The sequence below is a fragment of the Shewanella avicenniae genome, assembly GCF_017354945.1.
Taxonomy (GTDB): domain Bacteria; phylum Pseudomonadota; class Gammaproteobacteria; order Enterobacterales; family Shewanellaceae; genus Shewanella; species Shewanella avicenniae.
On the sequence record NZ_CP071503.1, the window covers coordinates 2,451,524 to 2,476,427 of the forward strand.

The following is a 24,904-nucleotide window of genomic DNA, read 5'->3' on the forward strand; positions in this document are numbered from 1 at the left end:
ATTAATGAAAAGGTAGCACTGCGTATTTTTACAACTACGCAAGCATGGTTAAAGGATAGTCTATTCTACTGTGAATTGACGCTTATTGACGCGCATAAATCTCATTGATCTCGCCACGTAAAATCATCATTTCAAATTGATGCTGCAACTTAGCGATAAACTCTTGATCACCTGCCACTTTCGAAAACCCGTAATAGATTGGCATCTTGTTGGGATAATAGAAGGTGGCATATTGATAGTCGCTGTAGTTGATATCTCTGAAGGCTTTTTCAATGCTTAATTTATCGATAACAGCAATAAAATCAAAACGTTTTGCGGCAAACATTTTCACTAGATTGGCATCGTCGGCGGCAGTTGTGCGCGATAGGCGATCATCGTGATTTATAAATTCAGAGTAATAGGTACCGAGTTTCACACCCAATTGACTTTTAAATAACTGTTGTTCATTCAACAGGTCATTATTTTTATGGGTAACAAATAGGATCGGTTTAGGCTCAACCGCAACAGGGCCAATAAACGAGGTAAATTCTTCACGCTCTTTGTTGTAAATCAGCCGCGGCACAATATGCGTCTGACCAATGCGAATATCCCGCATGGTGCGCGGAAACGGCTTGTCTTGCCATTCGATTTTGCAACCAGCCCGCTCACAAGCGGTTTCAAGCAGTTCCACTAATGGCCCTTCAAAACTGCCAGGGGTATTGCCGTAACGCATTTCAGGCGGACGCGGACGGAAGTCGGCTTTTAACACCACTAGCTCTGTGGCTAACACCGCAAACGGTAGCAACATTAACCAGAGTAATAAGCGAGTAAAACAACGCATAATTAGGCCAAAATATCAATGCAATGCTTAGAAAATAGTCAAGCCTCACATTATGTGCCACTCACCTTTGGTATTAAATTTTGATGACAACTAAGCCGTTATTTTCACAGCGTTAATAATGATAACTCACACTTAAACGTAGCTTTCTCGGCTCTACAGGATGAAAGTGTGAATCTTCAACACCATCGTTCGCTTCATTCGGCAATAGTGATTCATACCAGTAGTCAATGTCATGCTCGGCCCGATCGAATAGATTGAGCACTTCCGCTTTCAGATCCCACTATTGCCAACGATAGCCCAGCGATAGGTTTACCAGCGTAGTCGCATCCGCTTCGTGCTGTTTAAAACTGTCTAACACGCGTTTCCCCAAAGGTCGGTTGGAGCGAATAATTCGAGCCAATAAACCAAGCGAATAGACCAAGCGTTCACCGGCAGACGCTGGGATTAACAGGACAGATCATGACGAATCGGCGCGTACTTCTGCAACTTGCGCTGCAGGGTGCGACGATGCAGCCCTAACGCCTTGGCTGTGGCGGAGATATTGCCATCATGGGCTAACAACACCCGTTGGATATGTTCCCATTCCACTTGTGAAGGTGTCATTGGCAGTGGTTCAGCAATGGGCTGTGGCGTATTTTGTAGCCGCTGCACCAGCTCGATTAAGCCTACTGGCTTGGCAAGATAATCGGTTGCGCCACGCTTCATGGCTTCAACCGTGGTCGCCACACTGGCGTAGCCGGTTAACATGATTAAGTGCTGCGGATGAAAGCGCTGTTTTAACGCCTGAATTCCATCCAAACCGGATTCATGATCCAACATCATATCTAACAAAATGGCGTAAACGCTGTCATGGCTTAGAGCGAGCGCTTGTTTAATCGAACTGCAAATATCAACTTCAAACGCAGTGGCATTGAGCAAGCGCCGTTTTAAAACAGCCAAATAAGTTTCATCATCATCGATAATCAAAATCCGCTCAGACATTGGCCACCACCGGAATGGAAATCACCGTCAACACTTCCAGTGCATGCTGTTGCCAATGCACTGTGCCGCCAAATTTTTCGATAGTGGCATTGCTCAGTGCCGCGCCAATCCCATGACCATTGCCGCTTTCCACAAAGCTCAGGCCTAAGTTTTTCAACGCCTGTGGCGATAACGGCTGCGCCATATTGGTAATTTGCAGTTGCCATTCACCTTGATGCAGTTGGCTACGAATCGTCACTTTCGGTTGATTTGTTTGCTCCGCCGCTTCGCAGGCATTGATGATCATATTGGTCAGTGCCGGTAATAAGGTGCCATCGGCTTTCACTAACGCGGTTTGCTCGCCACTGAGCCAATGCCAGTGGATTAACGCCTCCGGTCTGGCCACCAGCAACAGATGTTGTAGCGAACGCCACATTTTACGCACATCCATCACCACAGTGCGTTGCTCGCGCACATCATCGGCCACAGTGCGCCATTGCGCCAGTTGCTGTTCAATCCGTTTAAATTGCTCGGAAATTTCGGCCAGTTGTGGCGAAGTTTGCGGTTGCTCTAATGCTTCTTCAAGCAATAAGTGAATGGATTGCACTGGGGTGGCAACATCGTGGGTTAACTGCGCCGCGGCAGTGCCGATCGCTAACAGCTGTTCATTACGCAGTTGCCGTTCACGCAGGGTGCGAATGGCATTTTCGCGCTGCTGAATTTGCTGCCGGAAATAGGTGATCACAGCGGCAATCACCAGACTGGTCAGCACAAAGCCGAACACCATACCGTAATAGTGATGCAGCATCTGACCATGCTGAGATAACTGTAGTAGCAAGAGTTGGATCAATTGCGCGCTAACGCTAATGGCCAAAATCGACACCGCAACCCACCACGGCAGCAGCATAAATGCCAAGACGACAGGAACGAGCAGCACCGCACTGAAGGGGTTACTGGCGGCACCATTGGCCGCCATCACGCTGTTAAGTGCGATGACCTCAATCACTAACAACAACGCCATCCACCCCGGCGCGGGGCGACGACCTTGACGTAATGCGAGTAACAGCAGCAGTAACATAAAAATTCCCTGACTCTGTAGCTGTGACTAGCTTACGCTAAATTGACCTCGATTGAGCACAACAATAGCGTCAAAATTGATAACTCACCCCGAGATTGAATGAGCGCCCTTGCCCAGCCAGCTGCTGAAAACCTTGGCTGTTATCGGCACGATACTCGGCCAAGCTCACGCCACCGAGCGGCATTTGGTAATACTCATCCAACAGATTATCCACCGCCAAGCGAATACTCAGGTTGGCCAAGTTCAGCTCAGAGCTGAAATTTAACAGATGGTAACTGGCGGTTGGATTTTCCAAGCGGTTGCTATCGAGGCGCTTTTTACTGCCAACAAACTGCCAACCGAGGCGACTTTTCACGCTGCCTAGCTGATGTTCAAGCGCTAACTCAGTTTGCACTGGGCTGATTTGATACAAAGGCTGGTTATCATCATCTCGCTCACCCACAGTACTGCTGAGTTTGCCCGCTAACGAAAATTCGCCGAATTCGCCCTCAGTCAACATCACCACCGCATTCAGAGTCGAGCCGTAAAGCACAGCATCGAGATTACTGAACTGCAGTAAATTACGCTCGCCACCCGCTAACCCACTGCGGTTAAAGCTGCCAATCACCTCGGCGTCGATATAGTCCTGCACGCGGCTATACCAAAACGAGCTGCTGAATTGCCAGTGGCTGTGGTTTACGCTGTACTGAACACTGGCGGTGTAGGCGGTTTCAGGGCTGAGGTTGATATCGCCTACATAGCCGTTCCCATCACCAAACCAACCAATCATGGTGGATGCCATCACCCCGCGGCCCCAGCTATAGCGCTCATATAAATTTGGTGCTCGATTTTTGCGCGCCAGCCCCAACTCCAGCTGTTGCATCTCATCCAGTTGATAGCGCAGTTGCAGCACCGCATCCCACAGATTATCGGTCACCTTGCGCTCTGCTGCGTTAAACGCTTGTGATGCTTGATAGTCAACATTTGGCATCCCCATCATGCCCATGCTGCTGTAGGACTGCACTTTATCGGTATCCGTCGTGACTTGCTCATAGCGCACGCCTGCCGATGCCCACAATCGTTGCGACAGCGGTTTTTCCAATTCGGCAAACAGTGCAACGCGTTGACGCTGACCATTATTGATATTGATGTAGTCGTTCGGCCCCATCATCATTGAGCCTGCAACAGCGGGCCAAATATCATCAATGGTAAACTGGTGATACTCATGACCGACCAGCAATGTGCCATCCTGCAACAGCGGCTGGCGCCAACGCAGATCATAGCTGTAATCATCTGCATCGGTTTTCATCGGCATCATGCCAGTCTTTTCGGAACTGAAAAAGCCCATCTCATGGCTAACGCCATGCCAATTCAGTTTTGCCTGCAGCTCGCCCACACTGAAGTCGCGCTGATAGTCGAGATTAACGCCGTAGCTGCGGTTGTTGGTCATGTCCATGTATTGATTGGCAAAACCTTGAAATGGAATGTATTGATGGGTCAACTTAACGCTGATGACTTGCTGCTCGTCGCGCCAAGCGCCGTTCAGGGTATGGTTTTGACGGCGATACAGAGTGTCGATGACCTTATCGCCATTTCCATCTTGGTAGCTGTTGGCATCTTCAAAGCTGCCGCGATAATCCAATAACCATTGTTTACTGGCAACACGCGCGCCAGCACCAATCGCCATAGCATCATTTACGCTGCGATATTGGCTCGACAGATAGCCTTGCTGCCAACTCAATGTTTCATCTTCAGCGAACAGCGGTTGGCTCGCCGCCACACTGATCACCCCAGCAGTGTTATCGCCACCCGCACTGACAGGCGACACCCCAGCAATAACTTGCGCCATGCTGATCTGGTTGGCTGAAATATAACTCAGTGGTGGATTCATCTGGTTGGCACACGCAGCGGTAATATCGTTACCATCGATGAGCACCTTAATCCGATCGCCCATCATGCCATTGATAATCGGCAATGCAGACACTCCACCTGCTGCCGAAAAATCAACGCCCATCTGCTTTAATAACTGCTCAACGGATTGCGCACTATGATGTTGGACCGCCTGATCACCCATCACTTCGAAGCGTTCGATGCTGTCATCAGCCGCGGCGGGAAAACTAAAGGCGATCAACAGGGCAAGATAACGTGGAGTGCTGCCGCACATACTAGGAAATGTTATATGATTCAAGACGAACGCTCGTTAACTCCGTGAAATTTGGCGCTAATTATAGAGAGACTGCTGCACGCAATAACTGCGGCAAATTGTCGCAGCCACGCCGAACAGCGCCAAAACCCCCGTTAATTCACAGAATTATCCTGTCGCGTTTGCTAGTACGGTGAACGCCCAATCGACAGCAAACAGAGCAAGCCGTTTGACTTGCCTGCTGTTATCCCGCTGCGGTTATTTAACACGCCGTTTTATTACTGGTAGGCTATTGATGCCAAAGCAATCGATCAGGATAAAGTCAGCATGGCCAGCAATCACAACTCTGACTTGCTCAATCAGCTCTACAACCGCATTACCGGTGAACAAGATGCACGGGTATGTAAAGATATTCCCGCTGCGGCCTGCGACGACCAACCCCGTAATTTTTTCGCCTATCTGGCGGCCAATAGTTTAGGCAAAATCGCCGATGAGATCGGCTCGGCAAAACTGCTGTTGCCATGGCTGTTTGGCTCCCTCGGCGTTCCCGCACTGTTGATCGGCTTTTTAGTCCCCATTCGTGAAGCGGGCGTGTTAATCCCGCAATTAATGGTCGCGGCACTCGTCAGACGCATGCCGATCCGCAAATATGTGTGGCTCGTAGGTGCGATGTTATCGGCATTGAGCCTTTTTGGGATGGCGTGGGCGGCGCTGAATTATGAAGGTGCTACCGCCGGGATCATGATGCTGTCGCTGCTGGTGATTTTCAGCATTGCCCGCGGCTTTTGCTCAGTATCCGCCAAAGATGTGCTCGGCAAGACCATCTCTAAAAGCCGCCGAGGCCGGCTGATGGGGTTAAGCAGCGCCATTTCGGGCATTGCCGTGCTGATGATTGGCTTAAGCCTTGGGTCACTGAACTTGGCTAATGCGGAGCTCAGTATCTTTGCTTGGCTGTTAACAGGCGGTGGCAGCTTATGGTTAGTCGCTTGCCTGCTGTTTTATCAAATCAGAGAGCAACCCGGTGTTACCGAAGCAGGCGGCAATGCGCTGAGTGTTGCCATCCAACAGATTGCTTTACTCAAAACGGATCAGATGTTGCGCCAGTTTGTGATTGCACGAGCAATGCTACTGTCGGTGGCACTAGTCTCCCCTTTTTATGTGTTGTTGGCACAACAGCATGTAGACAGTGCACTGATGGGCTTAGGGGCGTTGATTGTTGCCAACGGACTTGGTACCAGTATTTCAGCGCCGTTTTGGGGTTATTTAGGCGACAGAGCCAGTAAGCAAGTGATGATCTTAGGCGCAATAGGCGCGGGCTGTTTAGGGCTATTTACCTTTATTGGGGTGCGCGCCCAATGGCCGTGGCTACTGAATGAATATGGTTTTGCCCTGTTGTTTATGCTGCTTAATATCATGCACAGTGGTGTGCGCTTAGGCCGCAAAGTTTTCTTGGTCGATATGGCCACCAGCGATACCCGCGCTGCCTATGTTGCGGTGTCAAACACGAGCATCGGCATCCTGATGCTATTCGGGGGCTTAATCGGCTTATTGGGAGATTGGTTCGGTGCCAACGCGATTGTGCTATTGCTGAGCATGAGCGCCTTGCTATCGGTGTGCTATCTCAAACGCTTGCCGAATGTGAGTGAACCTTAGCCTAATGTGATGTGTGATGTGTGATGTGTGATGTGTGATGTGTGATGTGCGATGTGCGATGTGCGATGTGCGATGTGCGATGTGCGATGTGCGATGTGCGATGTGCGAGATATCTTCCGCACAAGTGAAGATGCAGTTACATTATTTGCATTGGAACTCAAGGTGTAACTGTTAGTATGTGTATGTTGACTCAACGTGACTAAAGCCACATTCAACCAACCTAGCGACACAAAATGGATCAAGCGCCTGTCAGATTTAATCAAAGCCGCTCGCGTGCAGTGAAATATCGGCTGCGTTATCCGCTGTTAACCCTCCTTGGGGCTGCCCCCGTCATCGCCTATCACTATTTTCAAGCGGGCACAGAGGAGCTGGCGACAGAATTACTGACGGCAGCCATACCACTGCTTGTATGTTTCGCCGTGTCAGTCTGGTTACTTTGCTTTAATGCAGGTGTTGGTCGAATTGATGAATTTGCCATAGAAATCAGCGCAGATGCGATAAAAACCTTCAAGTTTGGCGAGTTACATCAATCATTTTCGCGCGAGGAAATCAGCCAACTGACCCTCCTCAAACGCGGTAATGTGCTGATGAAAAGCAATCAGCAACCACTGCCAGTACTGCTCAACCTCAAGCCGTTTTCTCCATCACAACGCGACCAGATCCGCCATCAACTTCAGCGGTTCTATCCCTGTGCCAAGCAAAGTTAACACAAACACCATTAAGCCAGCCCCGCACTTGTTAACCCATAATTTCTCCATGGGTATGAATCATGCCAAAGTTAACTTATCCCTAAAATACCCCTGAAAAATTACACATTTCTCAAAATAAATGTCAAATAATTAAGCATTATTTATAGCCAAACATCATACCAATGTTAATGAGAAGTTAGCTATTTTCAAACAAATGTAAATCAAAGTAGAGTAACTGAGCGATTTCTCAGTTTTAGCACCAACAGTCACCTTGGTCGAAGTGTTGAAGAAGTCGGCAGCATGTACTGATAACAATAGTGGTGACATATAAATATAAAAATTTTTTAGCCATAAATAACAACAACATTGATAACGAATTGCGATGGCAAAGGGTCCCCTACTTGGCGTAACTAACGTAATTCACGCTTAATTGCGCCACCCAGCGACGTGCACCGTTATCTTAAGAAGTTGGCTGTTGAGTACTTTTTAAGGTTTCTGATGATAAACACAATAAGCACTGGCCCACGTGGCCCAAAGCCCCCCACGCGCTTTAAGCCCCATCTGATTTGTCGTGCGGTGACCACAGCCTTGTGGCTGCTGGCGTTACCCAGTTTGCCAACGCTTGCGGCAACTGCCACCAAGTCAGGCGAAGATGCCACCAACCAAAGTTCCCGTGAACGGGACCGCATTCTCCTGAAGCGTAACCCTATCGCTTCAGAGTATCAGTTACTAGAAGCACCTGGCGATGTTTACGGCGCTACCTTTGACGCGGAAGGGGTCGATTTTCGCGCCCATTTCAGTATGCCAACTGGGCGCGCAGACACTGAATCGATGCGGCTTGAAGGCAATCTCAATTATCAGCAGTATGCCGAAGAAGTGGTACCCGGTGGCAGCCTGAACCTAGGTAAAAGTTTTGGTGCACTGACGCTGCAATTTAGCGCGCAACGTAACGCCTCTGAGCGCAATGTGGATCTCTACCAAGCCCGTTGGTTGGCGATGTCCGAGCCGACATTATCGGACAATGAAGTGTTTTTGCTGGGGTTCCCGCGGTACAGCCAAGACACCTTTGATACCACCAGCATCAATACCAGCTGGCGTGCAGACTATCAGTTACAAGAGGATATGCTGCTGACCTACGAAGGTCTGTCGGTCAATTACGACGATCTTGCAACCCGTAACCGTTTGGAGTTTCAGCACGGGGTCGGCACCCTGTCGGATCTGCAATTAGCCAGTGATGGCAGCACTATCAGTTCCGCCAGTATCGATAACAGCCGTATTCGGCGCTATTTTCACGAAACCAAAACCGCACGGGATATTAACCGGCATCGTTTGGGCTTTAGTCTCGATCAAGACAAAGGCTCAACTGAAGTCGGCGCCTATTACAGCCGTTGGCGCAATAGCTCAGCTTGGCTGCCATGGAACTTCTTTGATCGCGGTTTAGCGGCCAGTTACAACATCGAAGATCGTTATCTGCCTGAATCCAATGTCAGCGAACTAGACCTGTTTGATGTCAGTGGTGCGACCTTTGCCAACTATCGGCCATCCTACACCACCACAACCGATACTGATTACGCATTGCTGCTGGATTGGGATAGAAAAATCACCCTCAGTGGCAATGATATTTGGTTGGGTGCAGGCGTTGCTTGGCGTAATAAAACCCGCGATAACAGCAACGAAACACGCGTATATAACGCCACAGACGATCAGTTCACCTTAGATCAACTCACCGGCAACAATCAGGCTGAAACGATCATCGATGGCCAGTATCCGTTGCCCGTTGGCATGGACACCGCCCTTGGTGAAGGCTATTTTAGCGCTAATAGAGAGCAACAATTTGGCATCGATTTAGGTCAGTCCTTCTTAGAATCCACTCAAAACCTGTATACCAGTGAAGAAACCGTCACATCGGCCTACTTCAACGCCTATCAGCAACTCAGTCGTTGGTTTTGGCGCGCAGGTTTACGTTTAGAAAAAACCAAAACCGATACCCGCGGAGCCATTAGTGGTCCACCAGAAGCAGAGATCTGGGCGCAAGGCGAGCCGATCACCGAGTTGGAAATTGAGGGCGTTCAAGTCGCAGAAACCTTTGATAGCTTTGATGCCGCATTTGTCGAAGGCCATAACAGCTATCAGCATCTGCTGCCGTCAATGGAGTTACGCTACAAACTCAGTTCCGATTTGCGGGTTAAAGTGGCCTATTTTGAACAACTAATGCGACCACAGTATTTTGATACCGTTCGCTATCGTCGTATCAATCCACCAATGCGCACAGTGTCGGAAGGCTCACCTGATCTTGAGCCAACCTCAATCCAGAATTACTACGCTGGTCTGGATTATCAGTATGCAGACAATGGCCAACTGTCAGCCGGACTGTACTACAACAAAGTGGAAAATTTCTTCTATGACTCCGTGACCACTGAGCCACTGGATGGGGTTATCTACGATGTGAGCCGAGTAGAAAACGGTAAAGATGGTTACATTCAAGGGCTTCAGGCCTATTGGCGTCAAGGCTTTAGCCTGCCGGCGATTAGTAGCGCGAATTTGCAACTGGCATATATCTATTCGGATTCAGAAGCCAACTTGCAAGATCGTAAGATTTGGATGCCAGAGCGCGCCGAACATCGACTGGCTCTCAATCTAACCTTAGCTGACGAATATTGGCAGTACGCCTCGCAATTCAGTTGGCAAAGCAAGGCATTAGATGACGTAGGCCAATCTGCAGCGCAGGATACCATTAGGGAAGCGGTGTTAAGCTGGGATCAATCCTTCACGTGGAAGTTTGATAAACGTTGGAGCACCAAACTCAGCGTCAGCAATCTGCTCAATCATCCCGATCGCTCCTATCAAGGCGAAAAGAGCCGCGTGGTCAACAATCTGTACAGCGGTAGCACTGCGCGGCTGTCGGTGATTTTTAACTACTAAGCGAACCTCGCGTAAAAATGACGCCACAAGGCATCATCTGTTAAGGCAAACTCAGCCGAGTTTGCCTTATTTTTTCACCCAATTGCGGCAGCAAGGCTGACATATTTCGATGCAAATTTGGGGCGATAGACTCCTTAAAAACCTGCAGTTTAAGCCGTATGATGACCCCTTGAACATCGCAACAAAATAACAACATGCTGGCACCCCAAGGTGACATTCAGCATACTCAGGACCTCACCATGAAGAAACTCTTGCTTATTAGCTGCTTACTTAGCGGCTTTCCCGCGTTGGCAGCAACCGACGCCGTGCCTAACACCGCGCAAACAGGCTTGGAAGTGCCACAAATCGAATCCTTTGTGACCCAACACAAAGGCAAATTTCACGGCGAAACCATTAGCTATAGCGCCACCGTCAGCAATATGCACCTGTATAACGCGAAAGGTGATGTTATTGGTGATGCGGTGACCACGGCTTATGTTGCCGACACTAATCAGAATCGCCCGGTGACATTTGTATTTAATGGTGGCCCTGGATCAGCGTCAATCTGGTTACATATGGGCTTGTTTGGTCCGAAAATTGTGTCAGTGCCAAGTGATGCGAAGGACGCAGGCAATGCCCCTTTTCAATTGCTTGATAACCCGTTAAGCCCGCTCGACAAAACCGATCTGGTATTTATCGATCCGATTGGTACTGGCTTTAGTAAGTTGGCGGGCAAAGGCAGTGCCGCAGATGTGTGGGGCATGGCCGAGGATGCCAAAACGGTCAGTCAAATAGTGAAAACTTGGATTGCCAAAAATAACCGTTGGAATTCAGCAAAATATATTGCGGGTGAAAGTTACGGCACCACCCGTGCCGCGGCTATGCAACCGTTTTTGGATGACAGCAGCAATCCAGTAAGAATGAATGGCCTGATTTTAATCAGCCAAGCGCTGGATTACGAAGGCAGCACGCCAGCGCCAGACAATATGATCTCTTTTGTGACCTATCTGCCGACCATGGCGGCAACAGCGTGGTATCACCACAAAATCGATCAAAATAGCATTGGCTTAGAGGCACTGGTTGCTGACGCAAAAGCCTTTGCCGTCGACACTTACCTTCCCGCGCTGTTTAAAGGTAGCCAACTGCCTAAAGCAGAGTTTAACGCGGTGGCAGACAAATTGGCCTATTTCACTGGCTTACCGGTGGAGATGGTCAAACGTGCCAATCTGCGCATTCAGGGCAGCCGCCATTTGAAGTTTTTGTTAGCGGATGAAGGCCTTAGCGTAGGGCGCTTAGACTCGCGTTACACCAACGATGAGCTGGATGATTTCGACGTTAAAACTCGCTATGACGCTGCAAGTGTAGCTGTATCTTCCGCCTACAACGCCGCGCTTAACCACTATTTTGCCAGCGATCTGCAAGTCAAATGGTCGCGTAACTATGTAGTGAGTTCTCGCGAAGTAAGCGACAACTGGGTTTATGATCGCCGCATTGGCAAAGAGCCAATGTACGTCAACAGTGCCCGCGCCCTATCAGAAGAGATGCGCAAAAACCCAAGCATGAAAATTATGTTGGCCAGTGGCTACTTCGATTATTCAACGCCGTTTTTTGATGGCGAATATACCTTTGGTCGCTATGGTATTGATCTTTCTCGGGTAACGCGCAGCTACTATCAAGCTGGGCATATGATGTATCTACATCAACCTGATTTAAAACAACTTGCCGACGATATCCATCAGTTCTATTCGCACTAATCGATTAGCATTGACGCAATGCATCTCGGTCCAATTCAGCTGAGGCTGAATTGGACTGTGCTGCCCAGCAAAGATTAGCGAATGCTGTTAATTCGCTGAGTTTTTCGGTCAAGATCAAAGTTTTCAATAAGATTTAGGCCGAAAATGCTCGCTTTCAAGCGCAGATGTCGCCCCCATCCATTGGGAGCAGGCTCAAAAAGTACTTAGCAATTACGCAATACTCTTCGCATACGCAGGTTAAGTTGTCGCTGCACACTACAGGCAAACGATTCTCGTTTGCACTGCGCATTTCGCGCTGAAAGGTCAACTCTCGGAAAACCGCCCGCTGATAGCACTCAACGTCTGAGTGTTAGGGCTTTTTATTCGGCTGTTAATTAGGGCTTAAGGTGTTATTGATCAAATTGACACCTCAGATGTAGAAAAGGAAGTTTCATGAAACGTATTTCACGCCACCATTTAGCTAACAAAATAACACTATTTATCATTGGGTTATTTATTATGGCAATTGGTGTTGCGCTGTCGATAAAAGCAGACTTAGGCGTGTCACCTATCTCCTGTGTGCCTTATGTTTTAAGCATGCACTATTCACTGACCGTAGGCGAACTGACCATTATTTTTAATGCCTTTATCGTGCTGCTGCAAATCATTCTGCTGAAGCGCCGCTATCGTCCGCTGCAGCTGTTACAACTCGTCGCGGCCTCATTTTTTGGCTACTTCATCGATATTTCGCTCGGGCTGATGCAGACGCTTTCCCTTGAAAGCTATCTGGGTCAATTGCTGACCTGTATTGCAAGCTGCGCCGTCATCGCCTTTGGCGTGTTCTTGATTGTGAAAGCTAACCTCACTTATCTTCCCGGTGAAGGCCTATCAGTGACTATTGCCGATTTGCTGCAGAGCGAGTTTGGCCGAGTAAAAATCAGCGTCGATAGCGGTATGGTGATTTGTGGGCTTATCGCTTCCGTTATTATTTTTGGCGAGTTAGTCGGGATCCGTGAAGGCACCATCGTCGCGGCGTTACTGGTAGGTTACCTCGTCAAACAATTTGTGATTCGATTTAGCTTTATAGACCGTTACTTTCCGGCCAGTGATGAACCTGAACCGCACCAAGTACAACAGACTGCGTTATCCGAATCGACTGAGCGATAACCCACAACGAGCAATAACAAAAAACGCCCTTCAAAGGGCGTTTTTTAATTGCAGAAGAGATTAAATTAATCCTTCTTCCTTCATAGCGGCTTGTACCGCAGGCCGCGCAGCAACACGGCCACAATAGGCTTGTAAACTTGGCCATGGCGACAAATCAAATTTAACCAGCCCCGCCCAACCGAGTACGGTAAACAGGTAAGCATCGGCAATAGTGAAGTTGTCACCTTGCAGATAAGCGTTGGCGCCTAACTGTTCAGTCACAATCCAATCTAAGCGTTTGCTCAGCAAGGCTTGGGTCGACTCACGTGTCGCTTCAACCATGTTAGGGTTGAACATGGCGCCCATCGGTTTATGAATTTCAGTTGAAATATACACCAACAAACTTTGCAGCAGGTAACGTCCCATACCCGCTGTTGGCATCAAGCGTGATTCTGGTTTAAGGTCAGCTAAAAATTGCGAAATTACAATACCTTCAGTAAGCACGGTACCATCTTGCGCAACCAACGCTGGAATATAACCTTTAGAGTTAACTTGCAGATAATCTTCACCACTTTCAGTTTTACGTGTTGCCAGATCAACTCGCTCTAAACTGTAGGGTAAGCCAAGTTCTTTCAGCACAATGTGAGGGGCCATCGAGCAGGCACCAGGGGTATAGTAAAGTTTCATCTCGCGTACTTCTTTGGTTATGAGAAATCTCAGTCTATTCATCTCGTATTGCAAAGGAAGTACTTACCTCAAAGTAAGTATGCCGTTTACAACATTATTTGCTTAATTATGCTGCGGCCAATAATTGCCACCAGCTAATGTTCAACTAAAACAAGGTATACTCGTAAAAAATCGCGTTTAAATTCAAGGAGCCTCACATGAAGCAATGGAAAATGTTAGCCCTGATAGTTGCCGGTAATAGTGTTGCCCTGCCCGCTTTGGCGCAATCGCAACTTGGCGTGGGTGGTGCTATAGGGTTATCGCAATATGTGTATAAAGACTATGACAATCTGGTGTTGCCAATCCCAATGATCAGTTACGAAAGTGACGATTTCTATTTCAGAGGGCTTTCTGCTGGCTATTACCTGTTCAAAGACAAACAACAACGTGTGTCATTAGATATTACCTACTCTCCACGCAACTTTGACCCAGACGATACCGATAATACGCAGCTCAAATTGCTCGATAAGCGCCACAGCACTGTACTGTTTGGCGCGCGCTATCAACTGCGTAATGAATACGGTCAAGTTAATGCTTCATTCCACATGGATGCCGCTGATGAAACTGACGGTGGTTTGCAAGCCAATCTGAGCTATGGCTATCCACTCACGCTCACCTCGCAAATCAGCGTGACCCCGAGTGTGGGCATCGACTGGCAAAACAGCAAATTCAATCAGTACTACTATGGCGTTAGTCAGCGTGAGGCTCTAACGGCGAATTTGAGCCAATATGAAGCCAGTGCCAGCGTTTCACCATACCTGAATCTGAGCATGAACTATCGTGTCACTAAGTCATTAATGACCAACGCCGCCGTACGTTATACTTGGCTGGACAGTGAAATTAGCGATAGCCCTATGGCAGGCCGCGATGGTTTGTTCTCGACCTTTTTCAGCGTGGTATATCAGTTTTAACTGAGTTATGTGCAAAATCGGCTAATGAAAATGTGATGGCTTTGATCTGGCTCACTTTTGCGTTTTCAATCAATGTGCTTCTATAAGCCATTAATTGAAAACGGAGTCAGCTCATGAAAGATGAAACCCTCGCAATTCACTACGGTTACGAAACAGATCCCACCACAAAATCGGTCGCGGTTCCGATTTTTCAAACGGTTGCCTACGAATTCGATAGTGCCCAACATGGTGCGGATCTGTTCAACCTTGAAGTGCCGGGTAACATCTATACCCGCATTATGAACCCCACCAATGATGTGCTTGAAAAGCGCCTTGCTGCGCTTGAAGGTGGCATTGGAGCTGTCGTCGTAAGTGCGGGTAGTGCCGCCATCAATTACGCCATGCTAACGCTCGCCAAAGCAGGCGATAATATTGTTTCTACGCCGCAGCTTTACGGTGGCACTTACACCCTGTTTGCCCACATGTTGCCAAGCCAAGGCATTGCGGTGAAGTTTGCCAAAGATGACAAACCTGAAAGTCTGGCGGCGCTGATTGATGACAAAACCAAAGCGGTTTATTGCGAATCGATTGGTAACCCTGCAGGCAATATTGTCGATTTAGCGAAAATTGCTGAACTGGCTCACGCCAAAGGCGTTCCGGTGGTAGTCGATAATACCGTGGCAAGCCCCATCTTATGTAAGCCGATTCAATTTGGCGCCGATATCGTGGTGCACTCCATTACCAAATATGTCGGCGGCCATGGCACCACGCTTGGCGGAGTGATCGTTGATAGCGGTAAATTCCCATGGGCAGAAAATGCGGCGAGATTCCCGCAATTTAGCCAACCTGAACCTTCCTATCATGGCGTGGTGTACAACGACACCTTCGGCCCAGCCGCCTTTATCGCGCGGGCGCGCACTGTACCACTGCGAAATACTGGCTCAGCCCTGTCGCCCATGGCGGCCTTTATGTTGCTGCAAGGCATTGAAACCTTGCCGCTACGAATGGAGCGCCACTGTGAAAACGCGATGAAAGTGGCGAAATTCCTGCGTAACCACGACAAAGTGAGTTGGGTCAGCTACGGTGGTTTAGCCGATTCACCCTACTATGCGTTGGCGCAAAAATATATGAATGGTAAACCATCGGCCATTTTGTCGTTCGGCCTTAAAGATGGCTATGAAGCAGGTGTACGTTTCTATGATGCACTGCAGATGATTAAACGCTTGGTCAACATCGGCGATGCGAAATCATTAGCGTGTCATCCGGCTTCAACCACTCACCGTCAGATGGAGCCGCATGAGCAAGCGCAAGCTGGAGTCAAACCTGAGATGATCCGCCTCTCTATCGGCATCGAGCATATCGATGATATTTTAGCGGACCTAGACAAAGCACTGCATGCCTAACCCGTTGAGTTAACTCAGGCCGAACACAAAACAAAATAGCAAAAAGCGCGTTTATTAACGCGCTTTTTTCATTGGATGAGCGAACAAAGGCTCGGGCTAATTGACCGAGTTAAGTAGCGGCTTAAAGCCACTCTTATCCATCTCGATGCGATCTTTACCCGCGCCCTTAGCGCGATACAAGGCTTCATCGGCATGACGAATCAACACATCTTCTTGCGATACGTTAAGTTCTGGATGCGACACGCCCCCAAGACTGATGGTTACGTGAATCGACTGCGAGCCTTCAACCAATTGCATGTCTTTTACCGCATGGCGAATCCGTTCGCCCATTTGGGCGACATCCACTGAAGACGCACCAGGCAACACCACCAAAAACTCTTCGCCACCGTAGCGCGTGAGAATATCCCCTTCACGCAGCACACTGCGAACGCTCTTCACTACGCCTATCAACACGCGATCGCCAATTAGGTGGCCATAAGTGTCGTTAATCACTTTAAAATCATCGATATCAAACAGAATGACCCCGAGAGGCGAATCGCCACGTACCGCGCGTTGGAACTCTTCATTCAAACGCTTAGCACCGAAACCACGATTATAAACACCAGTTAACGGGTCTTGAGTGGCCAGCAGTCGCATCCGGCCATGCGTCAATGAGTTATTGAGCGCTAGTCCTAATCCGATACGCAGAATGCTAATTCGGTGAATGACCTCTTCGTCGTAATCCTTCTCCGCGGCTAACACAATCACACCAAGTGACACCCCTTTATAAACAATCGGGTCCACAATGACATACTTAGTATTGTGTTCACCAATTACATGATTCAGCACGATTTCAGCATTTTTGGGTAAACGAATAATCTGGGTTTCACCACTATTGATTGCTTCTTTGACGTAGTCACTTCGCAACACACTGTGCACATCACTGATCACGTGACAGGCAACCGTTTCTAATTCGCCATGCTCAACCACGGCGAGTAAGCCCCCAACCGAATTGGTATAGAGCATGAGTTTACGGATCGCTTTATCGGCTAATGGCTCAATATCGAGCTGGGTCGCCAACATATTAGAAAAGGAGTGCGCGGCGCGTTCAGTAATAATGGTACGGCTGAGGGTTTGCGCTAACAGGTTAAATGCGGTGGCACTCTCACCAAACTCGTCGTCTGAATCGACTTCAATTTGGCAACCCATTTTACCGCATAACTCTTCGGTGCTGAGCATAACGGTGAGTTCTTCTTCATCTGCTTGATGAATGCCGCGGCGCATAGTTTCAGCCAATGAGCGCATATGCCGCCCAACATTACTCAAGATAATCAGCCGAGACCCCACAACTTTACGCGCCAAATAATAGTTCACTCCCCCTGCGATAAGCCCCGCAGAAATACAGGCAATAAAAAATGGCAACGTCAGTACATAGTCGGACGGCACGCCGAGTAGTGTGACAAAAAATGGAAATACCGTGCCGATCATGAAGCCAAAGATGCCCATAAATATGGCCAAATCGCTAAAGACCTTTCGCGTTAGTCTCAAAGTGAGATCCTCTGTTAACCGTCTGCAAGCTGCAAACGCCTACAAAAATCACCAACCTACGAAGATCAGTGAACCTTGTTAAGTATATAACCTTTTCAAATTTCACTTAGTCTTTACCCAATAAATTGGTTTTTCTGATTTTCATCCCAGTTGTTGCGGGCAATACTCCCCATCACCCAGGCCACAGAATGCTCGCATCCATCTAATGATTAGCCGCTGCTGTCATCAAAGGAATGTGGGTGATTCGAGATGATGTTGTGAAACGCGAGTTTAACTAACCGCCGCAGTACAATGTTTGAAGCACAGCAAATTATCGCGCTCAGCGCTGGCAAAATAGCCGCAGAATTTCAGTAAGTTATTTGAATAAAAAAACAGGATGAACAAGCTACAATTAGCCTCCGCAATGCGTAAAAAAATACCGCTTCATCGAGAAGCGGTATTTCAAACAATCTTGAGTGGAATTAACCGTTAATCGACGGAGGCTGCTGTCACTTGCGATGCGTCATCATCATTGAGGTCAGTGGCATGGCTGACATCACTTTGCGCGCCAGACAATTTTTCAACACCCAGCAATCCTAACCCGATAAAGAATGCGCCACCGGCAATATTGCCTAAGGTGACTGGAATAATATTCGCCATAATCACATGACTGATATTCAGCGCTTCGAGCGTTTCTGCGGTGTAACCATGCGCTAACAGAAATTCCATCGGAATCGCATCTTTAAACACCAATCCGAGCGGCAACATAAACATGTTAGCGATGCTGTGCTCAAAACCGGTCGAAACAAACAGCGCTACTGGCATAATCATCAACAACGCCTTAGTCCCTGGTTGTTTTGACATATAAGATAGCCATACACCGAGACACACCATGATGTTACACAACATGCCTAAGAAAAATGCTTGGCTCCAGGTGTGATGTAACTTGTGCAGTGATACGCCAATGACGTTCATTCCCCAGTCACCGCCAGCGACTAGATTTAAGCCGGCGCCTGAGACTAATCCAACCAGAATTAACGCCCCAATCGCGTTACCAACGTACACTTCAGCCCAGCATACTAACATGCGAGATACGCTCACCCGCCCTTGAACACAGGCCACTGCGGTCAGTACGGTGCTGGTAAACAGCTCCATACCAAATAACACCACTAAAATCAGCCCAAGGCTGAACACAGTACCACCGAGCAGATGAATAACGCCCCAATGTGCTTCCTTAGTGCCTGTGGTCACCGTGATATAGAAAACAAAGGCTAAGCCAATAAAAAATCCGGCATACACAGACTGTGCTATGCGATGTAGCGAATTTTTATTCACTTTAGCTTCACCACTTTGGATGACATTTTGCAAATGGTCAGAAAACGGCTTCATTTTTACTACCTCTTGGGAGCGTCTACAGGCACTGAGAACAACTGTTTTTTGTTCAACAACTTGCCTCTGCTACTGGCGTTTATTCGACAGCACTAAAGTATAATTGCAACATTTTTGAAACATCTGATTTACATACAGAAATTGCAAAACTACATCACAGCTGGTGCTATATTTGGCGCTGTCACAATTGGAAAATCAATTTTACCAATAAAAAGATGTTAGCTAGATCTCAGTTCCATCATCTTTTTGAGGAATGCACAAAGCACGATCATCTATCGGGCAGTTTTTGATCACTCGCAAATTGTATGAAGATTTCAGTTTTGATACCTAAAAAAGCGATTGAGAAGACCACGAATATTAGACTAAAGTCTAAACACCCTTATTCCACTTGCGCTGAACGATATATTAGCACTTTGCATAACTTCTGTTTTAATGGCCCCCAAAATACACGCGGCTCATCAAAAAGACTCACTGGTACAACCAGACAATCGCATTACTCAGAATGGTGCAGAACGTTTGAAAATTGTACAAATAATCTCGTAACTCACGATAAACGTGACGTTTTAGGCCATTAAATCCGCCAACTGACCAATATTCAGACTAGCTATCGCCTGTTTTTAATTTCGTAATTTAACTACATTTTGTAAGAAAAATATCGTGTCATTTTGGGGCGACCAAGCTCTTAATTGCGTCAAAATTGATACGCCTGTAACAATTTCAGCATTAAGTAGTACTTATCAGTGTTTAATCTGTGGGGCGGCAAAAAAGATTGTGTTAATATCTCTATGGACAATTGGTCTTACCAATTCTGATTAAGGTGTTTACCAAGGCATATAATCAGGATTATGCAGATTGAACGGCAATAATATCCCGGTCAAAACAATCCATAGTACCGGGGTTCTGCTAAATAAAAGGGGTTAACGGCCCGTGGAATCAGACAGGCCCATAATCCCGCCAACTTTATCAACGAAAAGGTGAAGTAAGATGACCGAAACAACTGATCTGTTCCAAAAGGCATGGGAAGGGTTTGTTCCTGGTGACTGGAAATCTGAAGTTAACGTTCGTGATTTTATCCAGAAAAACTACACTCCTTACGAGGGTGACGAAGCGTTCTTAGCAGGTCCTACCGCAGCTACCATCACTTTGTGGGACAAAGTGATGGAAGGCATCAAGCTGGAAAACAGCACTCACGCGCCTGTCGACTTTGATACTGACAAAGTATCTACCATCGATTCTCATGACGCGGGTTACATTGTAAAAGATTTAGAAACTATCGTTGGCTTGCAAACTGAAGCGCCACTGAAACGCGCACTGTTGCCTAACGGTGGTATTCGCATGATCGAAGGTTCATGCAAAGCGTATGACCGCGAATTAGACCCACAACTGAACTACATCTACTCAGATCTGCGTAAGACACACAACGCTGGGGTATTTGACGTTTACACACCAGAAATTCTGGCTTGCCGTAAATCAGGTGTATTGACCGGTCTGCCTGACGCTTATGGCCGTGGTCGTATTATCGGTGACTACCGTCGCGTTGCACTGTACGGTATCAATTACTTGATGAAAGATAAGTATGCCCAGTTCGGTTCACTGCAAGCTCAAATGGAAGCGGGTGAAGATCTGCAAAACGTTATCCAATTGCGTGAAGAGATTGCTGAACAACATCGCGCATTGGGTCAAATGAAAAAAATGGCGGCTAAATATGGTCTAGATATCTCTGGCCCAGCCACCAATGCTAAAGAAGCGATTCAGTGGACTTACTTCGGTTACCTCGCTGCAGTAAAGAGCCAAAACGGCGCTGCAATGTCTTTAGGCCGCACCTCTTCTTTCTTAGATGCTTATATCGAACGCGATCTGAAAAAAGGCGTGATCACTGAAGAACAAGCACAAGAGATGATCGACCATTTCGTCATGAAACTGCGTATGGTGCGTTTCCTGCGCACACCAGAGTACGACGAACTGTTCTCTGGCGACCCAATCTGGGCAACTGAATCTATCGGTGGTATGGGCTTAGATGGCCGTACGCTGGTGACAAAAAACAGCTTCCGCTTCCTGCACACCCTGTACAACATGGGTCCTAGCCCAGAGCCAAACATCACTGTTTTGTGGTCAGATGCATTGCCAGAAGGCTTTAAAAAGTACTGTGCCAAAGTGTCTATCGACACCAGCTCAATCCAGTACGAAAACGATGATCTGATGCGTCCTGATTTCGAATCAGACGACTACGGTATCGCTTGCTGCGTGAGTCCAATGATTATTGGTAAACAAATGCAGTTCTTCGGTGCTCGTGCCAACTTAGCAAAAACCCTGTTGTATACAATCAACGGCGGTGTTGACGAAAAACTGAAAACGCAAATCGGTCCAAAACTGGGTGCAATCACTGCTGAAGTGTTGGATTACGACGAAGTACTGTCTCGCTTAGACACCATGATGGGCTGGTTGGCTGACCAATATGTCACCGCGCTGAACGTGATTCACTACATGCACGACAAGTACAGCTATGAAGCTGCGCTGATGGCACTGCATGACCGTGACGTACGCCGTACCATGGCTTGTGGTATCGCAGGTCTGTCTATCGCGGCTGACTCTCTATCTGCTATCAAGTACGCCAAAGTTAAGCCTGTACGTGATGAAGACGGTATCGCTGTAGACTTCGAAATCGAAGGCGATTATCCAAAATTTGGTAACAACGATGCACGCGTTGACGATATTGCATGTGACTTGGTTGAGCGCTTTATGGCCAAGATCCGCGATAAGAAAATGTACCGCAACGCGATTCCAACTCAGTCAATCCTAACCATCACTTCTAACGTTGTGTACGGTAAGAAGACTGGTAACACCCCAGACGGTCGTCGTGCAGGTGCACCATTTGCACCAGGTGCAAACCCAATGCACGGTCGTGATGAGAAAGGTGCGGTTGCATCTTTGACATCAGTCGCTAAACTGCCGTTTGCTCACGCTCAAGATGGTATCTCTTACACCTTCTCTATCGTGCCAAATGCACTGGGTAAAGATGACTCCGCTCGCCGCAGTAACCTTGCTGCGTTGATGGATGGTTATTTTGCCCATAAGCCAGGCCATGAAGGCGGTCAGCACCTCAACGTGAACGTGATGAATCGTGAAATGTTGGAAGATGCGGTAGCTAACCCTGATAAATATCCACAGTTAACTATCCGTGTATCTGGTTACGCAGTGCGCTTTAACTCACTGACCCCAGAACAACAACGGGACGTAATCACCCGTACTTTCACCCAGTCTATTTAATCCCGAAGGCTGCAGTGACCACACTGCAGCCTTTATTCAGGAGAGTTGATGACAGTAGGTAGAATTCACTCGATAGAGTCTTTCGGAACCGTTGATGGCCCAGGCATACGCTTTATTGCCTTTATGCAGGGATGTTTGATGCGGTGTAAATACTGTCACAACCGTGACACCTGGGATTTAGACGACGGTAAAGAAACCACGGTAGCTGACCTGATGGAACAAATCATCAGCTACCGTTCTTTTTACGAAGCCAGCAACGGCGGTGTTACGGCCAGTGGTGGCGAAGCAGTGTTACAGGCGGAGTTTGTTGCCGAGTGGTTTAAAGCTTGCCAACAAGAAGGATTTCATACCTGTCTCGATACCAATGGGTTTGTCCGCAAATACACCCCGGTTATCGATGAATTACTCGACCATACCTCGTTGGTAATGCTCGACATCAAACAGATGGATGATGCCAAGCATATTGACCTGACCAAAGTCAGTAATCACCGCACCCTGCAATTTGCAGAATATTTAGCAAAACGCGGACAAAAAACCTGGATTCGCTATGTTGTTGTGGGTGGTTACACCGATGATGAAGCCTCAGCGATTAAGTTGGCCGATTTTATCGCACCGATGAAAAACGTTGAGAAGGTAGAACTTCTGCCCTATCACGAGCTAGGCAAACATAAGTGGGAAGCGTTGGGTGAGCAATATGAACTCGATGGCGTTAAACCGCCCTCTCGCGAAACCATGGAACAGATTAAAGCGGTATTTACCGCACGCGGCATTAATGCAACGTACTAAGCCTTAAAGTTCATCCCAGAACTTTTTGTCCAATCGTTCAAATGCCAATTTAAGCAATACCGCGATGTCCATATAGCAGGCATTACCGCCTAAAGGACGCGCACTGATCCCTAAGCCTGCAAGCTTAGCGTTCAGTTCATTTCCCCAACCGAGTAGTGACACCGGCAGCGGATGGCGCGAACGCCAACCCAACCACAACACTCCTTGCAGGGGTAAGCTGATAAAAAACAGTGTGGTTGCCAGTGCCTGCGGCAGAAATGTCCAGCCAAGAAACAACAACTGACCACCACCGGCTACCAGTGCCAGCAGGGGCAGTAGGGATTTTGCCAGTTGTGTCGCTTTAATCACGCGATACTCTGGGAAAAAATACCCAAGCTGCGGTACTAGCGGCCAGGTCCGCATATAACGCTGACCATCCCGCAGAGTAATGAAAATATCAGGACTCAAATGGGTAAACCTGCATAAAGAGTTATTGCTTTTTACCATAGCACATATCACTGCGAGCGCCCAAGATAGGACGCCGAAGATAGTGTGCCAATACAGGTTCCGTCGCTAGCTCGGGATCGGCAGTTTACGGCAAAAGGTTAAATAAGATGTCAAATAAATTCGTGTTGGTTTTGAACTGTGGCAGCTCATCATTGAAGTTCGCCGTGATGGATGCACTCACTGGGGAAGAACAGGTTTCTGGTCTTGCTGAGTGCTTCGGTTTAGAAGATTCCAGAATTAAATGGAAATATGATGGCAAGAAGCAAGAAGTTGCGCTTGGTGCCTATACAGCTCACCGCGAAGCTGTTGAATTCATTGTAAAAGACATTCTTGGCCCACTTCCAGAATTAGCATCGCAAATTTTGGCGGTTGGCCATCGTATCGTACACGGCGGCGAAAAATTCACCCGTTCAGTCATCATCGACGACAGCGTCATTGATGGCATTGAAGAATGTGCCTCATTGGCTCCGCTGCATAACCCAGCACACCTGATTGGTATTCGTGCCGCGATTGCCTCATTCCCGAAACTGCCTCAGGTTGCCGTATTTGATACTGCATTCCACCAATCCATGCCAGAGCACGCCTATATCTATGCGCTGCCTTACAAACTGTACCGCGAACACAGCATTCGTCGTTACGGGATGCATGGTACTAGTCACCTGTTTGTTAGCCGCGAAGCAGCAAAACTGCTCGACAAGCCAATTGAAGAAACTGCGATTATCTGTGCTCACTTAGGTAACGGCGCATCAGTGACTGCGGTTAAAGGCGGTAAGAGCGTTGATACCTCGATGGGCTTGACACCACTAGAAGGCTTAGTGATGGGAACCCGTTCGGGCGATCTCGACCCATCGATCATCTATCATTTGGTGCATCAACTGGGTTACACCATCGATGAAGTCAACAACATGCTCAACAAGCAAAGTGGTTTGCTCGGCATCTCTGAAAAAACCAACGATTGCCGCGGCATTGAAGAAGGTTACGCCGATGGCCATAAAGGCTGTACTTTGGCACTGGAAATCTTCTGCTATCGCTTAGCCAAATACATCGCCTCTTACACTGTACCGTTGGGCAAACTGGACGCTGTTGTGTTCACTGGTGGTATTGGTGAAAACTCTTCTCTGATCCGTGAAAAAGTGCTGCAACACCTGCAAATCTTCAACTTTAAAGTGGATGAAGAACGCAACTTGGCCGCGCGCTTTGGTCACGAAGGCATTATCACCAGCGACGACAGTACCGTTGCAATGGTAATTCCAACCAACGAAGAGTGGGTAATTGCTGAAGACGCACTGCGTCTGATCCAGTAAGTAATGCTTGAGTAAGTAACTAACCACTAATTAGTTACTAATGAT

Annotated in this window: 18 protein-coding genes; 10 read left to right on the forward strand and 8 right to left on the reverse strand. The window is 47.8% G+C overall.

The window, feature by feature from the left end:
* Positions 1 to 82 precede the first annotated feature (82 nt).
* From JYB87_RS10825 to JYB87_RS10840, 4 genes are all read right to left on the reverse strand, one after another.
* Positions 83 to 820, reverse strand: a complete 738-nt coding sequence (locus JYB87_RS10825) for a substrate-binding periplasmic protein (protein WP_207353513.1) — start codon at positions 818 to 820, stop codon at positions 83 to 85.
* Positions 821 to 1,264: 444 nt separating this feature from the next.
* Positions 1,265 to 1,801: a response regulator transcription factor gene (locus JYB87_RS10830; RefSeq protein WP_207353514.1), complete on the reverse strand. Its 537-nt coding sequence runs from the start codon at positions 1,799 to 1,801 to the stop codon at positions 1,265 to 1,267.
* Positions 1,794 to 2,858 carry an ATP-binding protein gene (locus JYB87_RS10835; protein WP_207353515.1) on the reverse strand — a complete coding sequence of 355 codons (1,065 nt, stop codon included), beginning with the start codon at positions 2,856 to 2,858 and terminating at the stop codon, positions 1,794 to 1,796. Before JYB87_RS10835 ends, JYB87_RS10830 begins: the two co-directional genes overlap by 8 nt.
* Before the next feature lie 70 nt (positions 2,859 to 2,928).
* Positions 2,929 to 5,001 (reverse strand): TonB-dependent receptor, encoded by a 2,073-nt coding sequence (locus JYB87_RS10840; RefSeq protein ID WP_207356674.1) that lies wholly within the window; start codon positions 4,999 to 5,001, stop codon positions 2,929 to 2,931.
* Positions 5,002 to 5,307: 306 nt separating this feature from the next.
* Between JYB87_RS10840 and JYB87_RS10845 the strand changes: the two genes are divergently transcribed.
* The 5 genes from JYB87_RS10845 to JYB87_RS10865 all read left to right on the forward strand — a co-directional run bounded on the left by JYB87_RS10845 (position 5,308) and on the right by JYB87_RS10865 (position 13,123).
* The gene (locus JYB87_RS10845; protein ID WP_207353516.1) at positions 5,308 to 6,633 is read left to right on the forward strand and encodes an MFS transporter; all 1,326 of its coding nucleotides are present in this window, start codon (positions 5,308 to 5,310) and stop codon (positions 6,631 to 6,633) included.
* 233 nt (positions 6,634 to 6,866) lie between these two features.
* Complete coding sequence (locus tag JYB87_RS10850; RefSeq protein WP_207353517.1) at positions 6,867 to 7,340, forward strand: hypothetical protein; 474 nt, start codon at positions 6,867 to 6,869, stop codon at positions 7,338 to 7,340.
* A gap of 480 nt (positions 7,341 to 7,820) precedes the next feature.
* Positions 7,821 to 10,244 (forward strand): outer membrane beta-barrel protein, encoded by a 2,424-nt coding sequence (locus JYB87_RS10855; RefSeq protein ID WP_207353518.1) that lies wholly within the window; start codon positions 7,821 to 7,823, stop codon positions 10,242 to 10,244.
* 239 nt (positions 10,245 to 10,483) lie between these two features.
* Positions 10,484 to 11,977 (forward strand): S10 family peptidase, encoded by a 1,494-nt coding sequence (locus tag JYB87_RS10860; RefSeq protein ID WP_207353519.1) that lies wholly within the window; start codon positions 10,484 to 10,486, stop codon positions 11,975 to 11,977.
* A 432-nt stretch (positions 11,978 to 12,409) separates the two neighbouring features.
* Positions 12,410 to 13,123: a YczE/YyaS/YitT family protein gene (locus JYB87_RS10865; RefSeq protein WP_207353520.1), complete on the forward strand. Its 714-nt coding sequence runs from the start codon at positions 12,410 to 12,412 to the stop codon at positions 13,121 to 13,123.
* A gap of 60 nt (positions 13,124 to 13,183) precedes the next feature.
* Here JYB87_RS10865 and gstA read toward each other — a convergent pair whose 3' ends face one another.
* A complete protein-coding gene (gstA, locus tag JYB87_RS10870; RefSeq protein ID WP_207353521.1) occupies positions 13,184 to 13,789 on the reverse strand; it encodes a glutathione transferase GstA in 606 nt (201 codons plus the stop codon).
* Positions 13,790 to 13,986: 197 nt separating this feature from the next.
* Here gstA and JYB87_RS10875 point away from each other — a divergent pair, with 197 nt between their 5' ends.
* Positions 13,987 to 14,739, forward strand: coding sequence for a MipA/OmpV family protein (locus JYB87_RS10875; RefSeq protein WP_207353522.1), 753 nt, complete (start codon positions 13,987 to 13,989; stop codon positions 14,737 to 14,739).
* A gap of 113 nt (positions 14,740 to 14,852) precedes the next feature.
* Positions 14,853 to 16,121, forward strand: coding sequence for an O-acetylhomoserine aminocarboxypropyltransferase/cysteine synthase family protein (locus tag JYB87_RS10880; protein ID WP_207353523.1), 1,269 nt, complete (start codon positions 14,853 to 14,855; stop codon positions 16,119 to 16,121).
* 96 nt (positions 16,122 to 16,217) lie between these two features.
* Here JYB87_RS10880 and JYB87_RS10885 read toward each other — a convergent pair whose 3' ends face one another.
* Both JYB87_RS10885 and focA read right to left on the reverse strand, forming a co-directional pair.
* On the reverse strand, positions 16,218 to 17,648 hold the full coding sequence (locus tag JYB87_RS10885; protein ID WP_207353524.1) for a GGDEF domain-containing protein: 1,431 nt from the start codon (positions 17,646 to 17,648) through the stop codon (positions 16,218 to 16,220).
* A 468-nt stretch (positions 17,649 to 18,116) separates the two neighbouring features.
* Positions 18,117 to 19,016: a formate transporter FocA gene (gene focA / locus JYB87_RS10890; protein ID WP_207353525.1), complete on the reverse strand. Its 900-nt coding sequence runs from the start codon at positions 19,014 to 19,016 to the stop codon at positions 18,117 to 18,119.
* A 984-nt stretch (positions 19,017 to 20,000) separates the two neighbouring features.
* Between focA and pflB the strand changes: the two genes are divergently transcribed.
* Positions 20,001 to 22,283, forward strand: a complete 2,283-nt coding sequence (pflB, locus tag JYB87_RS10895) for a formate C-acetyltransferase (RefSeq protein WP_207353526.1) — start codon at positions 20,001 to 20,003, stop codon at positions 22,281 to 22,283.
* Between the two features lie 45 nt (positions 22,284 to 22,328).
* The gene (gene pflA / locus JYB87_RS10900) at positions 22,329 to 23,069 is read left to right on the forward strand and encodes a pyruvate formate lyase 1-activating protein (protein WP_207353527.1); all 741 of its coding nucleotides are present in this window, start codon (positions 22,329 to 22,331) and stop codon (positions 23,067 to 23,069) included.
* A gap of 3 nt (positions 23,070 to 23,072) precedes the next feature.
* Here the strand turns inward: pflA and yfbV are convergent, their stop codons facing one another.
* Entirely contained in the window at positions 23,073 to 23,516 is a 444-nt protein-coding gene (gene yfbV / locus JYB87_RS10905) for a terminus macrodomain insulation protein YfbV (protein ID WP_228729842.1), read from the reverse strand.
* Positions 23,517 to 23,662: 146 nt separating this feature from the next.
* Between yfbV and ackA the strand changes: the two genes are divergently transcribed.
* Positions 23,663 to 24,859, forward strand: a complete 1,197-nt coding sequence (gene ackA, locus JYB87_RS10910) for an acetate kinase (protein WP_207353529.1) — start codon at positions 23,663 to 23,665, stop codon at positions 24,857 to 24,859.
* Positions 24,860 to 24,904 lie beyond the last annotated feature (45 nt).